This is a genomic window from Mycobacterium sp. NTMscope_MAC_269 (genome assembly GCF_976985695.1).
Map to the genome: position 1 here is coordinate 1,189,440 of NZ_OZ335668.1, position 14,058 is coordinate 1,203,497.

At 63.1% G+C, this 14,058-nt stretch carries 12 protein-coding genes; 9 read left to right on the forward strand and 3 right to left on the reverse strand.

Annotated features, from left to right (window positions below; all coding sequences use genetic code 11):
• Positions 1–124: 124 nt before the first annotated feature.
• The 6 genes from ACZ50Z_RS05985 to ACZ50Z_RS06010 all read left to right on the forward strand — a co-directional run bounded on the left by ACZ50Z_RS05985 (position 125) and on the right by ACZ50Z_RS06010 (position 6,772).
• Positions 125–931 carry a TylF/MycF/NovP-related O-methyltransferase gene (locus ACZ50Z_RS05985; protein ID WP_464486112.1) on the forward strand — a complete coding sequence of 269 codons (807 nt, stop codon included), beginning with the start codon at positions 125–127 and terminating at the stop codon, positions 929–931.
• A 121-nt stretch (positions 932–1,052) separates the two neighbouring features.
• Entirely contained in the window at positions 1,053–2,321 is a 1,269-nt protein-coding gene (locus ACZ50Z_RS05990; RefSeq protein WP_464482707.1) for a glycosyltransferase, read from the forward strand.
• Positions 2,322–2,735: 414 nt separating this feature from the next.
• A complete protein-coding gene (locus tag ACZ50Z_RS05995; protein ID WP_464482708.1) occupies positions 2,736–4,022 on the forward strand; it encodes a glycosyltransferase in 1,287 nt (428 codons plus the stop codon).
• Between the two features lie 97 nt (positions 4,023–4,119).
• Positions 4,120–4,926 carry a TylF/MycF/NovP-related O-methyltransferase gene (locus tag ACZ50Z_RS06000; RefSeq protein ID WP_464482709.1) on the forward strand — a complete coding sequence of 269 codons (807 nt, stop codon included), beginning with the start codon at positions 4,120–4,122 and terminating at the stop codon, positions 4,924–4,926.
• 114 nt (positions 4,927–5,040) lie between these two features.
• Complete coding sequence (locus ACZ50Z_RS06005) at positions 5,041–5,844, forward strand: class I SAM-dependent methyltransferase (RefSeq protein ID WP_464482710.1); 804 nt, start codon at positions 5,041–5,043, stop codon at positions 5,842–5,844.
• Between the two features lie 148 nt (positions 5,845–5,992).
• Positions 5,993–6,772 (forward strand): SDR family NAD(P)-dependent oxidoreductase, encoded by a 780-nt coding sequence (locus ACZ50Z_RS06010; RefSeq protein ID WP_464482711.1) that lies wholly within the window; start codon positions 5,993–5,995, stop codon positions 6,770–6,772.
• 7 nt (positions 6,773–6,779) lie between these two features.
• Here the strand turns inward: ACZ50Z_RS06010 and ACZ50Z_RS06015 are convergent, their stop codons facing one another.
• The 3 genes from ACZ50Z_RS06015 to ACZ50Z_RS06025 form a co-directional block, all read right to left on the reverse strand.
• Complete coding sequence (locus tag ACZ50Z_RS06015) at positions 6,780–8,036, reverse strand: glycosyltransferase (RefSeq protein ID WP_464482712.1); 1,257 nt, start codon at positions 8,034–8,036, stop codon at positions 6,780–6,782.
• A gap of 88 nt (positions 8,037–8,124) precedes the next feature.
• The gene (locus ACZ50Z_RS06020; protein WP_464482713.1) at positions 8,125–9,375 is read right to left on the reverse strand and encodes a glycosyltransferase; all 1,251 of its coding nucleotides are present in this window, start codon (positions 9,373–9,375) and stop codon (positions 8,125–8,127) included.
• Positions 9,376–9,488: 113 nt separating this feature from the next.
• Positions 9,489–11,714 (reverse strand): acyltransferase family protein, encoded by a 2,226-nt coding sequence (locus ACZ50Z_RS06025; protein WP_464482714.1) that lies wholly within the window; start codon positions 11,712–11,714, stop codon positions 9,489–9,491.
• A 519-nt stretch (positions 11,715–12,233) separates the two neighbouring features.
• Between ACZ50Z_RS06025 and ACZ50Z_RS06030 the strand changes: the two genes are divergently transcribed.
• From ACZ50Z_RS06030 to ACZ50Z_RS06040, 3 genes are all read left to right on the forward strand, one after another.
• Entirely contained in the window at positions 12,234–12,914 is a 681-nt protein-coding gene (locus tag ACZ50Z_RS06030) for a hypothetical protein (protein ID WP_464482715.1), read from the forward strand.
• Positions 12,915–13,156: 242 nt separating this feature from the next.
• Positions 13,157–13,597 carry a sugar 3,4-ketoisomerase gene (locus ACZ50Z_RS06035; RefSeq protein ID WP_464482716.1) on the forward strand — a complete coding sequence of 147 codons (441 nt, stop codon included), beginning with the start codon at positions 13,157–13,159 and terminating at the stop codon, positions 13,595–13,597.
• Positions 13,594–14,028: a sugar 3,4-ketoisomerase gene (locus ACZ50Z_RS06040; protein WP_464482717.1), complete on the forward strand. Its 435-nt coding sequence runs from the start codon at positions 13,594–13,596 to the stop codon at positions 14,026–14,028. The genes ACZ50Z_RS06035 and ACZ50Z_RS06040 overlap by 4 nt, the downstream gene beginning before the upstream one ends.
• Positions 14,029–14,058: the final 30 nt, after the last annotated feature.

Sequence of the window (14,058 nt, forward strand, 5' to 3'; positions counted from 1 at the left end):
CGCCTAAGCAGTGCTTATTAACGCCTATGATGGTTGCTACTCCCCGGTAGGGGCAGGGACGGGTCACCACCGCCAGTCTTTCACTTTGAACCAGGGGGCAGCTTTGACCGTGACCGATCGTGACATGCGATCTCCGTTCCTCGATACCCGATCCGCTTACCTTGACCTGCTGCGACGTAACCTCACCCGCTACGGCAGCGACGAGCTGGTGCCGGTGGGCTGGAACCATTTGGGGCGCCCTCTTTTCAGCACCCGCAACCTGATGTTGGTCCGCAAGCGTCCGTTCAACGAGCACGCCCGGAAGTTGGGCCTGGATTGGCCGGCCGACGCTCTGACGATGATCGGCATGCAGCGGTTGGCCAGCCTGCAGCGCTGCGTGGAGACCGTTCTGGCGGAAGACGTCCCCGGTGACCTGGTCGAGTGCGGCGTGTGGCGTGGCGGGGCGTCGATTTTGATGCGCGCCGTGTTGTCGGCCTACGGGGACGAGAAGCGGTCCGTGTGGCTGTGCGATTCCTTCGAAGGGGTCCCGCCCCCGGACACCGCGCATTACGAGGCGGACAAAGGCATCAAACTGCATCGCGCCGCGGGCGTGCTCGCGGTGCCGCAAGCGCAGGTCAAATCGAATTTCGAGCGGTATGGATTGCTCGATGACCGGGTTCGTTTCATTCCGGGGTGGTTCAAGGACACCCTGCAGGATGCCCCGATCGATCGCATTTCGGTGTTGCGGCTCGACGGTGACCTTTACGAATCGACGATCCAGGCGCTCGATGCCCTCTACCCGCGGCTGTCGTCGGGCGGTTTTTGCATCATCGACGACTACCACGCCATCGACGCATGCCGGCAGGCGGTGGCCGATTACCGCACGGCACACGGCGTCACCGCGCAGATCGAGGAAATCGACGGCACCGGCGTGCTGTGGCGCAAGCCGTGACGATCTTGGGCCCCAATCGCGCAGCCTGCGCAGTCGCGCAAACCGGTGCTGGGGAGATCGTCGGTCTTTAAAGTGATCGGTGCATCACCGTGATGGCGCAACCGAAGGGCTTGGATTCGCGATGAAATGTGTGCTGGCCAGCTACGGGACGCGCGGCGACATCGAGCCTTCCGTCGTGGTCGCCCGCGAACTGCAGCGCAGGGGCCATGACATGGTCATGGCCGTCCCACCGGACTCGGTGAGCTTCACCGAGGCGGCGGGGCTGACTGCGGTCCCTTACGGGCTGGACTCGCAGGCCTGGCTGGATGTGTACCGCAACTTCTGGACCTCTTTCTTCCGCGGCTTCTGGAAGATCCAGGAGATGCGCGGCATGTGGCGCGAGATGTGGGATCTCAGTGATCAGTGCTGGGCGCAGATGAACACGACACTCATGACGTTGGCGGACGGCGCCGACCTGCTGTTCGCCGGGCAGAGTTACCAGGAGACCGCCGCCAACGTCGCGGAGTATTACGACCTTCCGCTGGCCACCTTGCACCACGTCCCCATGCGGCCCAACGGCCAGGTCGTTTCGATACTGCCGCCGCCGTTGGCCCGCTCGGCAATGACGGCGTTCGACTGGTACTGCTGGCGCCTGAACAAAAAGGTCGAGGACACTCAGCGCCGGCAACTCGGGCTGCCCAAGGCGACGGCGCCGTCGCCGCGGCGGATCGCCGACCGCGGGTCGCTGGAAATCCAGGCCTATGACGAGGCCTGCTTTCCCGGGCTGGCCGACGAATGGGCGAAATGGGACGGCCTGCGACCCTTTGTCGGCACGCTGACGATGGAGTTGACCACGGAGGCCGACGACGACGTGATGTCCTGGATCCACGCGGGGACACCGCCGATCTGCTTCGGCTTCGGCAGCATGCCCGTCGAATCTCCGGCCGACACCGTCGAAATGATCAGTTCCGCCTGCACGCAGCTGGGCGAGCGGGCGTTGATCTGCGCCGGCAGGAGCGACTTCACCGGGGTCCCGCTGGCCGATCACGTCAGGGTGGTGGGCCCGGTGAATTACGCGACGATCTTTCCTGTCTGCCGTGCCGTCGTTCACCACGGCGGATCGGGAACCACTGCGGCCAGCCTGCGTGCCGGCGTTCCCACGCTGATCCTGTCGATGGATGCCAATCAGACGATTTGGGGAGCTCAGCTCAAGCGGCTGAAAGTCGGTACGACACGACGGTTTTCGGCGACCGATCGCAAATCGTTGGTGGAGGATCTGAGCCGGATCCTCACCCCGGATTACGCCCGGCGCGCCCGCGAGATCGCCGCCCGGATGACCAAGCCGGCGGACAGCGTCGTGAAGGCCGCCGATGTCGTCGAAAAGTTCGTCAGCTCACGAAGCCGCACCTGACGCAGCAAACTGGTTTAGGGGCGTTGTGCTGGGGGAATAGTTCAATTTGTTATCGGCTTCGATACGGGGATGGGTCCGGGCCGACTTCCCGTTTTCGCGGACACGCTGTCGATCGTCTGGCAGACTACGGGAGGATCAGGCGACGACACCTGGGCTTTAGCCACACTGCCCAAGGGTCGTCATACTTCTACGGTCGGGGGGAATGGCCGATGGGGTTGGCTTTGTCGCACTCGGCAATCCCGGTGCACCGTTGCCATCCCGCGTGGCTCCGGGATGCCAAATCCGTTGCGGAACAACGACAACCAATGACACCGACCAAGCCCCAGCGCCAATGCCGGGCGGCAGATTACCGAGCGGAAACGCCGCAGTCAAAGTTGCCCGTGCCGTCGGAGATTGATTAAGGTAACAGTCGCGATGAAATTTGCTGTGGCAAGCTATGGAACGCGTGGCGATATCGAGCCTTGCCTCACCATCGGTCGTGAACTGATGCGCAGAGGTCACTCGGTACGCATGGCCGTTCCGCCTAACCTTGTCGATCTGGCCGAGGAGGCCGGTCTGCCGGCGATCCCGTACGGGCCGGATATGCATGATTTTTGGAGCGACGAGTTCATTCGCGACTTCTTCAAGAACTTCGTCCGCGGCCCGGTCAAGTTGATGCGGGAAGCCTGGGAACCGGTACTGAAAAACTGGCAGGAAATGAGCTCGGCGCTGATGTCGGTGGGGGCCGGGGCCGATTTGCTGTTCAGCGGGCAGCTTTACCAGGATCTGGCGATCAACGTCGCCGACTACTACGGCATCCCGATGGCCACACTGCACTACATTCCGATGCGCCCTAACGGCCGGCTCGTTCCGGGCATGCCCGGACCCATGGTCCGCACCGGCATGGCCGTGTACGACTGGATGTGCTGGCGGATGAACAAGAAGGCCGAGGATCGGCAGCGCCGTGAGCTCGGCCTGCCCACCGCCTCGGTGGCCTCGCCGCGACGGATCGCCGAGCGCGGCTCTCTGGAAATCCAGGCCTACGACGACGTTTGTTTCCCCGGGTTGGCCAAGGAGTGGGCGAAGTGGGGTGGCCAGCGGCCGTTTGTGGGCTCGTTGACCATGGAATTGACCACCGAGTGCGATGACGAGGTGTTGGCGTGGATCGCCCAGGGCACGCCTCCGATCTGTTTCGGTTTCGGCAGCATGCCGGTCGCCGAATCGCCGGCCGATACGGTGAAGATGATTGGCGCTGCCTGCGCGGAATTGGGGGAGCGGGCGTTGATCTGCTCCGGTTGGAGTGATTTCAGCGACGTCCCGCAGTTGGATCACGTCAAGGTCGTGGGCGTGGTCAATTACACGAAGGTCTTCCCCGCCTGCCGCGCGGTCGTTCATCACGGCGGCTCGGGCACCACGGCTGCTGGTCTGCGCGCGGGGATTCCCTCGCTGATCCTCTGGACGGCGGGCGATCAGCCCCTGTGGGGTTCGCACATCAAGCAGTTGAAGGTGGGTACATCCCGACGGTTTTCGGCCAGCACGCCCGAAACCGTCGTGGCAGACCTGCGGAAAATCCTTGCCCCGGAATACCTCACCCGCGCCCGTGAGTTGGCGACCCGGATGAGCAAACCCGCCGAGAGTGCAGGGCACGCCGTCGATCTGCTGGAAGAATTCGCCCGCTCGGGGCGGTGTGTTCCCGGCGTATCCGCAGAGCGAAGTCGCTGAGCAGTCGGTGACGGATACACTGCGAAACGCATTGACGGCGTCGACGGACGTCTAGGCTCTCTACCGGTACTACTGGCACGCGGAGTAAGGGGCAGCTTTGGCGGTGACCGATCACGACACGCGGTTTGCATACCTCGATCTGCTCCGGCGTGACCTCACCAGGTATGGCAGCGACGAGTTGGTGCCGGTGGGGTTGTACCGCCTGGGACGTCCCCTGTTCAGTACGCGCAATCTGCTGCTCGTGCGCAAGCGGCCATTCAACAAAAACGCGCGCGACTTGGGTCTGGACTGGCCGGCGGATGCCCTGACGATGATCGGGATGCAGCGGCTGACCAGTCTGCAGCACTGCGTGGAGACGGTCCTGGAAGACGACGTCCCCGGTGATCTGGTCGAGTGCGGCGTGTGGCGCGGCGGCGCCTCCATCTTGATGCGCGCCGTCTTGGCAGCCCATGGAGACGAGAAGCGCACCGTGTGGTTGTGCGATTCGTTCGCCGGAGTGCCGCCACCCGACACCGTCAATTACAAGGCGGATAAGGGGATCCGGCTGCATCGCCACGCGCGAATCCTGGGTGTGCCGGAAACGGAAGTCAAGTCCAATTTCGAACGCTACGGGCTGCTCGATGACCAGGTGCGTTTCCTTCCGGGCTGGTTCAAGGACACCCTGCAGGACGCCCCGATCGATCGCATCTCCGTGTTGCGGCTCGACGGCGACCTTTACGAGTCGACGATTCAGGCGCTCGACGCGCTCTACCCTCGGTTGTCGCCAGGGGGCTTTTGCATCGTCGACGACTATCACGCGATCAAGGCCTGCGCGCAGGCGGTGACGGATTACCGCACCAAGCATGGGGTGACCGACGAGATCGTCGAGATCGACGGCACCGGCGTGCTGTGGCGTAAGTCCTGAGAGAACGCTGAAACTCTAGGTGTACGAGACGGTTTGCCCTTCGATGCAGGATGGGCGAAACACGGAGATGGTGGGCCGCTCCCGTTTGCGCCGGAAGCGGCACGCGCCGATGTTATGGTGTCCGCCGTGGCAACAGGGCTGACAACCGGCACCCGCCTCAGGATGTGGTGGGTACGCACCGAATACTGGCTGGCGCGCACGTTGCTGCCTGACGTCTACGCCAACGATGCGTTGATCACGTTCAACAATTTTCACGCGTTTCTCGACGACCCCGAATTCCAGCGCGCCTATCAGCGTGGTGCCCGCTCCCTCGGCAACGAGGATTGGTACCAGTGGCAATGGCGCGTGCACGTGGGTCTGTGGGCGGCGGCCAGCGCCAGCCAACTCGAAGGCGACTTCGTCGAGTGCGGCGTCAGTTACGGGTTCTTGAGCAGTGCCATCATGGAGTACCTCGATTGGGATCGGCTGGGCAAGACGTTCTACCTGCTCGACACTTTCGCCGGTCTCGACCCGCGGTTCGTCACCGACAACGAACGCCAGGCCGGGGCGCTGGAAACGAGCGCGGGACACCTGCGCAACGGAATGTACGTCAACGGTGTGGACAGCGTCCGCGCCAATTTCGCGCAATGGAAGAACCAGCGCATCATCGTCGGCGCGGTTCCGGAGACGCTCGAGCAGGTCGATGCGCCGACCGTGGCGTACCTGCATATCGACATGAACTGCGCTCCACCCGAAGTCGCTGCGCTGCGGTTCTTTTGGCCACGCCTGACTCCCGGTGCCTTCGTGCTCCTGGACGACTACGCGAATCGTGGACGCGACGAACAGCGCGCCGCCATGGACGAGGTTGCCGGCGAACTGGGTGTGAAAATCTGCACATTGCCCACGGGGCAGGGCCTGCTCATCAAGCCGGCGCGTTAAAGACCGGTATTCGGTAACGAAATCGGTCTTTTCTCAACGGTTTTCGCGCGCTGGGTGACCTCGGCCGTTCCGGGGAAACTGCGAGAGCGCAGCGTCGGTTTCGTGGCGATCGGGTTTCACGGTTTTTCACGCGGGTAGGCCTTTCGCTATGGCATTAGCATTGATCACCGGCGCGTCCAGTGGAATTGGTCTCGAGCTAGCGGAGCTCTTTGCTCAGCGCGGATATGACCTGGTAGTGGCCGCCGAAAACGACGGAATCTACCCAGCGGCCACCACGCTGTCCCGGTGGGGTGTCGATGTGCGGCCGGTACAGGTCGACCTGCGCACCCCGGAAGGCGTCGAAGAGCTCTATCAGCAGGCCACAGAAGGTGATCGTCCGCTCGACGCGGCGGCGCTGAACGCCGGCATCGGCGGCGGCGGAGGTTTCGTCGAGGGCGACCTGGCGCACGATATGTCGATCATCGACCTCAACGTGAAGTCAACCGTGCATCTGGCCAAACTCGTGCTGCGTAACATGACCCGACGCGACACTGGGAAGGTGCTTTTCACGTCGTCGCTGGCGTCGATGGCTCCCGGTCCGTTCGAGGCGGTTTATCATGCCTCCAAGTCGTTCGTTCAGTCCTTCGCCGGGGCCTTGCAGGACGAATTGCGTGATACCGGAATCACTGTCACCTCGCTGCTGCCCGGCACCATCGAGACCAACTTCTTCAACCGCGCGGGTATGGACGAGACGCGCGCGGGGCAAAAGCCGAAGGACGACCCGGCCGAGGTTGCCAGGCAGGGCTTCGAGGCGATGATGCGCGGCGATCGCAAGGTCGTCGGCGGTTCGCTGACCACCAAAACCGTCGGTGTGGCCCTGCGGTTACTGCCCGATTCGCTCAAGGCGGTCGCCAGCAGGGTGAATTCCACGCCCGCGGGCAAGCGTTAAACGTCTGCTAGGCAAGCGTTTTGCGGCGAGCCGCATCTTCCAACAGGTCGGCGGTGGTTTCGATGCTTTCGGCGGGCTTGGTCATGCGGGTGGAGAGTTCGCGGGCTCTAGTCGCGTAGTCCGGGGCGAGGATGGTGCGCAGATCCGCCACCAGAGAGTCCGGGGTGGTGGCCGAAAAGCGCCGGGCGGAACCGACCTTGAGGCGCTTGATTTGTGCCGCCCAGTACGGCTGGTCGGCCGAACTCCACAAGGCTAGTGTCGGGACACCCGCGCGCAGGCTCGCGGCGGTGGTGCCCGAGCCGCCGTGATGGACGACGGCACGGCAGGCGGGAAAGATGGACGCGTAGTTCACCGGACCGACGACCTTGACGTGGTCGAAATGCGGCACGCCGCTGAAGTCCGTGCCGCCGAAGCAGATCAGCGCCCGCTCGCCGAGCTGCGCGCAGGCCGTGCTGATCATTTCGACGGTGGCGGTGGGGGATTCGACCGGTATGCTCCCGGATCCGAAGCAAATGGGCGGTGTTCCCGCGGCGATCCACGAGGCTACGTCGTCGTCGGCGTCGGTCGTCAACTCCATCGTCAGGGCGCCGACGAACGGGCGGCGGGCGGCCCAGGTCGCCCATTCGGCGGCCAGGCCAGGGAAGCACACGTCGTCATAGGCCTGAATTTCCAGCCACCCGCGTTCGGCGATCCGACGCTGGCTGCGATGTGTTGCCTTGGGCAGTCCCAGTTCTCGGCGCTGCGCGTTGTCGATCTTCTTCGTCGAGCGCCAAAACAACCACTCGATCGCCGTCATCGTCGAGCGGACCAACGGCGACGGCAAGCTGGGCACCAGGTGGCCGTTGGCGCGCATGGGGAAGTGGTGCAACGAGGCCAACGGAATGTCGTAGTACTCAGCCACGTTGGCGGCGGTCTGCTCGAAATTCAGGCCGGTGCTGAGCAGGTCGGCACCGTCTGCCAGCGATTTCAGCGCCGTGCCCACCTCTTGCCAGTGCTTGATGATCGGATCCCAGACTTTGAGCACCAACCTGACGGGGTTGCGGAAGAAGTCCGCCCACATGTTCCGCAGGAACTCCTCGTCGAGGAACTCCTGCACCGTGGGCCCGTAGGGAACCGCCGCCAGCCCGGTCGATTCGACGAAACCAACCAGATCCGGCGGGACGGCCAGGAGAACGTCGTGCCCTCGGCGCACCAGTTCGCGGCCCACCGCGGCGGAGGGCTCGATGTCGCCGCGAGTTCCGTAACTCGCCAGGGCAAATCTCATTGTTGGTCCCAGCCTTGCAGTCGTCGTGCACCGGCGGCGTCAAGGGTATCGAAGGTCATAGTGGTTATCGGGGTACTGGGAGATTCAGTCAAATGCGCCTCGCGAGGGCGAACTTTTCCAAGAGGTCTGCGGCTCGATCGGTGCTTTCGGCGGGTTTGGTCATCCGACAAGACAATTCGCGGGCGCGGGCGACGTAGTCGGGAGCCAGGATCCGGCGCAGGTCCGCGACCAGCGTTTCTCGGGTGGTGCTCGAAAACGGCCGGGCGGTTCCCACTCGTAGCCGGTCGACCTGGCCGGCCCAGATCTTCTGGTCGCTCATGCTCCATAAGCTCAGCGTGGGTACTCCTGCGCGCAGACCTGCGGCCGTGGTGCCCGCGCCGCTGTGATGCACCACCGCGCGGCACGCGGGAAAGGCCGCCGCGTAATTCACCACTCCCACCACTTTGACGTGGTCGAACTGCGGGGCACCGGTGAAATCCGTTTTGCCCGAGCACACCAGCGCCCGCTCGCCCAATTGGGCGCAGGCCTCGCCGATCATCGTGATCGTGTCGGCCGGCGACTCGACCGCAGTGCTGCCGAAGCCGAAGCAGATCGGGGGTGTTCCCGCGGTGATCCACGAGGCGACCTCGGCGTCGGCGTCCGTCGTCAACTCCATGGTCAGCGTGCCGACAAACGGCCGCTGGTCTTTCCATTTCGCCCACTCGGCGGCCAGGCCGGGAAAGCACGCCTCGTCGTACGCCTGGATCTCCAACGCGCCGCGGGCGGCCATCCGCTGCGGTGCGGGGCTCTTGGCCTTTGAAAGCCCGAAGGCGCGGCGCTGCGCGTCCTCGGCCTTTTTTGTCACCCGCCATTGGGTCCAGTCCAGCGCCGTCATGGCGGAGCGGACCAGCGGTGCGGGTAAGCCGGGGGAGAGCTGTCCGTTGGGCCGCATGGGGAAGTAATGCATCGTGGCCAACGGAAGGTCGAGGTGTTCGGCCACGTCTGCCGCGACGCCCGGGAAGCCCGGGCCGGTGAACACCAGGTCGGCCCCCTCAGACAGCGATGCCAGGGCCGCACTCATGTCCGCCCAGGATTGGACGAGCATGTCCTGGGCTTCGCGCCACCTCCTTCGCACCTCCGGGAAATTCCAGAACTTGCCGAGGAAGTCGGTGTCCCAGAAGCCGTCCTGCTGGTCGGGCCCGTAGGCGGCCGCCGTGAGCCCGGCCGACTCGACCAGCGCGACCAGGTTGGGCGGGACCGCCAGGCGAACCTCGTGCCCGCGCCGCTGCAGTTCGCGGCCCACGGCTGTGCAGGGCTCGACATCGCCGCGAGTTCCATAGCTCGCCAGGGCAAATTTCACGACGAATCCTTCCGGTGGTCGTGGGGTAGGCGATGGCAGAGGCCATTATGTCTGGTGTTTCGCCCCCGCGGGCGGATTGGGCGTTGCTCCCGACCGCTCAAAAGCGCATCACGTCAGCCGGAGATCAGCGCTCGGTCGGCAAGCGCAGCCATTGCCGGTGCGAGCACCCGGGCGTACTCGGGCGTCAGATGGAATTCGTCCTCGTACACGAGGGTGTTGCCCACGATGGGCGGGCAGCGGTCCGCTGTGCAGAACAACTCGGTGACATCGGCGTATTGCCCAGCGGCGGCTTGGGCCGCGGTGCGCTCGGCCGCAATACCGGATTTATTCACCGCCGTCGACGTTGCCGACGAGCAGGCCGTCGCGTCGTCGAGGTGAACGGACAGGCAGTCCGGCACATTCGAGTGCAGGTCCGGGGTTGGCCCGAGTACCAACACGTTCGCGCCAGTGCCGCGCAACTGCTGAACTAGGCGCGTCAAGCTCTCGGTCCAGGCCGACCCATAAGGCGCGGAGCCTGTGCCTCCGTGACGCAGCATGCCCAGTACCACCAGTCGTGGGTGCTCGCTCTGCAGCCGGGTGATGATTCGACCGCGCCACTGCTCGCACTCGGTGTAGTCCCTTTGGCCGAAGACTTTGATCGGCAGATCCAGCATCGGGCAGGCGCCCTTAGTCAGGACTTCCAGCCGCCAATGCCGTTGCGCGGCGACATCCTGGAACGCCGGGCTCCAGCTGTAGGCGTTCGAGTCGCCGACCAGTGCCACGGTGGTCTTCGACGCAGTGTCGCCCGTCGCGCACTCAGGTTGGTCGACTTTCAACAGGTTGCGCAGGCAGTCCTCTAAGCCGGGCGGCGCGCTTTCGTGTGTCGCGCCAACGAGCGACGGATCAAGATTTGACGGTACGGCCTTCAGGTCGACGGATGCCGCAACGGCGGCCTGCACCTGCGCAAAGACCTGCTGAGCGGCCGCGTCATATGGCTCGATGTTGCGACCCGTCGGCGGAGGCCCCGCAGTTAGCCGCAGCGCCGGAGCCGCCGGTCCGCGACCGACCGGGTCGGGCAGGGCTACCAGCAGCACCACGCCTACCGAAACCGCCACCGCGGTGGCGACGCCACCGAGCGCGAGACTGCGGGCGGCGGATTGACGCACCATCGCGGAGTACCGGAACGGGTTCTCGATGAGCCGCAGTGTGAGCACGGCCAGCCCGAAGGAGACGAGAACCGCCGCCAGGCCGTCTATCGGGCCCAACGGACGGCCCAGCAATGGTGTCGCGAGCAGCAGCACCGGCCAGTGCCAGAGGTACCACGAGTACGACAGCCGGCCGATCGCTCGCATCGGTCGCAAAGCCAGGACGCGGCCACATCCCCGGGGAGGTCCGGCACAGCCGGCACCAATCACCAATGCCGTGCCGATCACCGGCAGCAGCGCGGCGGTGCCCGGAAAAGGTGTGGTCGCGTCCAATTGGTTGCTGGCCACCAAAATCAACGCCAGGCCTGCCCATCCCGCTATCGCGGTTGGCAATGCCGAGAGCCGGCGCCAGTGGGTGGCCGTGAGGGCGACCAGGCCGCCTACGGCCAACTCCCACGCGCGGGTGTGCAACGAAAAGAACGCCACCGGAGGCGCCGTCTGGGTGGTCACCCAGGACATCGCAAACGAGACGACGCCAACCAGGGCGAGGACGAACACGTACGGAGTTACCGACGACGCGGCGTGCGCGACTCCAGCGCGCTGGCGCGCGTGCCGGATGAACCACGCCGTACCGATAATCAGGGCCGGCCAAAGGATGTAGAACTGCTCCTCTACGCCCAGCGACCAGTAGTGCTGGAAGGGCGAGAGCGAAAGCTTGCTGATGTGAAAGTAGTCGACGCCCTGAAGCGCGAATCGATAGTTGCCGACGTAAAGGGCGCTGGCGATGCCGTCACCGATAACGTCTTTGGCCTGCAACGGTGATAACAGCACAGCAGAGGCAATCGCGGTAACCACGCCCACCGCTGCCGATGCCGGTAACAGTCGGCGAGCTCGCGCCCCGTAGAACCGGAGCAGCCGGACGGTCCCGGCCGTGCTCGCCTCGCGCCAGAGCATCCCAGTAATCAGGAAGCCCGAGATAACGAAGAAAACATCCACACCGACGAAGCCGCCACCCAATCCCGGTGCACTGCAATGAAAAAGAACAACGGCCAAAACCGCGACAGCACGCAAACCCTCGATATCCGCGCGAAATCCCGTCTTCTGGCGCTGATCAGCGGCGGCATCGCCAGCAATCGCGGTCGATTCGATGGAAGGTGGAGCGGCAGGGGTCAGCGTTGCAGCTTGATCATGGGTGTCGTCATCTCTAGAGGTCATGCTCACCCTTCTGGTCGTGTGAGTATTGTGCCCCACGGGGCGCCGGCCGCCGCCCGTTAGCGTCTACGCGTTCTTGCAAATATGGGCAAGGAGCGAAGCTGCATACAGTTCGGCGTGGCCGAGGCGCTGCAGTTCGCGCCCCACGGCCGAGCGGGGCGCGCGATCGCGCGAGTTCTATAGCTCGGCAGCGCAAATTTGAACGACGAATCCTTCCGCCGGTCGTGCCGGTAGGCGATGCTAACGACATTCGCGGGTGAGCAACCGCCCGGCTGCGCCGCACGGTTTGATGTACCGCACGTTCGCGGTTGACCATGGAGAAGGTCGAGCATGTGCCGATCCAGTGCCCCGCGGTGCGGATAGTACTTGGTAACAACCAAAGACCGCAGATTGCGCGACCTGGCCTGTAAGGTGAGCGAGTGGCTGGCTGCAATGCGCCAATCGGACAGTGAGACGTATTGTGCGTGTCGACCAACAAACGATCATTTTGGAGGGGACGCCGTGTTTCAACTTGCTCGACGAGTGGTTAACAAAGACAAAATCGAGCTAATAGATCGGGCATTCACCTCTCTTGGCATCCAATCGTTTGCGGATTTGGGAGCTGTCTGGAGAGTGGAAGGTGCCTATACATTTCATGCGTTGGAGAAGTATCAGATAAAAGACGCCGCATTGGTCGACCTGAACGTGACACCGACCGTCCGCGCCCGGGCGGAATCGCATCCCCAACTTCGCCTTGTGAGCGGTAACTTTGGTGATCAAGCATCGGCCGACCAAGTCGGGAACCTGGATGCGGTTTTCTTGTTCGATGTATTGCTGCACCAAGTGTCCCCTGACTGGGATGCAATACTCGAGATGTACGCAAAGCAGACGAATTCTCTGTTGATTTATAACCAGCAATGGACGGGTTCAGGAGAAACCGTTCGGTTGCTGGATTTAGGCGAGAAAGAATACTTCCGCAATGTTCCGCACAGCCGCCGAATTCAGGAGTATAAAAACCTTTTCGACAAGCTCAACGAGAAGCATCCTGAAATGGACCGGTCGTGGCGTGACTTCCCGGGCATTTGGCAATGGGGCATCACCGATGTCGACCTCGAGGCAAAGGTCTCTCAGCTTGGGTTTGAGCTGGTGCACAAGGAGGACTGCGGCCGCTTCGGCCGGCTACGTAATTTCAGCAACCATGCCTTCATTTTTACACGTAAATAGCGTAATTGGATCGTCCAGCGCGTCTGCCATCCACTACTCCGCAACGAGCTGGCGCTGCTGCGAAACGAGTATGTATCGCAATTTGCGGGAGGTGTTGATGCAAATTTCGGCCGGCGGTAAACTCCGCAGTTTAATGCCAGCTCTGCTGCAACAGGCGCGGCGGTCGATCCTATGAGTTCACACTTGGCGCGCGGCGAGTATCCCTGCTCACCGCCAACTCTCGCGTTTGCTGTCGGATTACGATGAAATCCGAAGCTGCGGGGGCGTCCGTGATCAGCATCAATGCTTGCAGGTTGATCGATCTACCCAAAATCCACGATCCACGCGGAAACCTCACATTTATCGAATCGGGCAACTATTTGCCATTTGAAGTAGAAAGAGCTTTCTGGATTTATGATGTCCCCGGCGGCTCGATGCGAGGGGGACATGCTTACCGGACAGGTCAGGAGTTGATCCTTGCACTATCAGGCAGTTTCGAGGTCACATTGGACGATGGCTCGCATCAGGTGCGTTACGTACTGAACCGGTCCTACCATGCTCTTTTTGTTCCCAATCTAATATGGCGGGAAATGATCAACTTCTCGACAAATTCGGTTGCGCTCGTCCTCGCTTCTGTCCCATTCACGCCTGGCGATTATGTACGCGATTATGGCGACTTTCTGCGACTCAGGAACGAGCAATGAGTCGCGTAGACGAATGCCGGCTGGTGGATCTGGATAAAATCGAAAGTCCCAGCGGTAACCTGTCTCCGCTCTATGGCGGGGTTCACGTCCCTTTCGCAATCAAGCGGGTCTACTACCTGTACGACGTCCCCGGCGGTGCAGAGCGCGGTGGGCACGCGCACCGGGAGTTGCAACAATTGATCGTCGCGGCCTCAGGGTCGTTCGCCGTCACCCTCGACGACGGGGAGAACCGACGAACTGTTTCGCTCGACCGTTCGTACTATGGCCTCTACCTGCCAAGCATGATCTGGCGAGAGATCACCGGCTTTTGCACCGGAGCAATATGTCTGGTTTTCGCCTCGCTACCGTACGACGAACACGACTACATCCGTGACTATGAGGACTTCTTAGCCGCGGCCCGCGCCCCTGCCGACGGGGGCGGCGGAAGTTGAGCGGGCTACTGTCTCTTGACCTACTCATCG

What these genes read in the sequence shown, in the direction of transcription:
- ACZ50Z_RS05985 (WP_464486112.1), top strand. Translation starts at nt 125, where the DNA reads ATGCGATCTCCGTTCCTCGATACCCGATCCGCTTACCTTGACCTGCTG.
- ACZ50Z_RS05990 (WP_464482707.1), top strand. Translation starts at nt 1,053, where the DNA reads ATGAAATGTGTGCTGGCCAGCTACGGGACGCGCGGCGACATCGAGCCT.
- ACZ50Z_RS05995 (WP_464482708.1), top strand. Translation starts at nt 2,736, where the DNA reads ATGAAATTTGCTGTGGCAAGCTATGGAACGCGTGGCGATATCGAGCCT.
- ACZ50Z_RS06005 (WP_464482710.1), top strand. Translation starts at nt 5,041, where the DNA reads ATGGTGTCCGCCGTGGCAACAGGGCTGACAACCGGCACCCGCCTCAGG.
- ACZ50Z_RS06010 (WP_464482711.1), top strand. Translation starts at nt 5,993, where the DNA reads ATGGCATTAGCATTGATCACCGGCGCGTCCAGTGGAATTGGTCTCGAG.
- ACZ50Z_RS06015 (WP_464482712.1), bottom strand. Translation starts at nt 8,036, where the DNA reads ATGAGATTTGCCCTGGCGAGTTACGGAACTCGCGGCGACATCGAGCCC.
- ACZ50Z_RS06025 (WP_464482714.1), bottom strand. Translation starts at nt 11,714, where the DNA reads ATGACCTCTAGAGATGACGACACCCATGATCAAGCTGCAACGCTGACC.
- ACZ50Z_RS06035 (WP_464482716.1), top strand. Translation starts at nt 13,157, where the DNA reads ATGAAATCCGAAGCTGCGGGGGCGTCCGTGATCAGCATCAATGCTTGC.
- ACZ50Z_RS06040 (WP_464482717.1), top strand. Translation starts at nt 13,594, where the DNA reads ATGAGTCGCGTAGACGAATGCCGGCTGGTGGATCTGGATAAAATCGAA.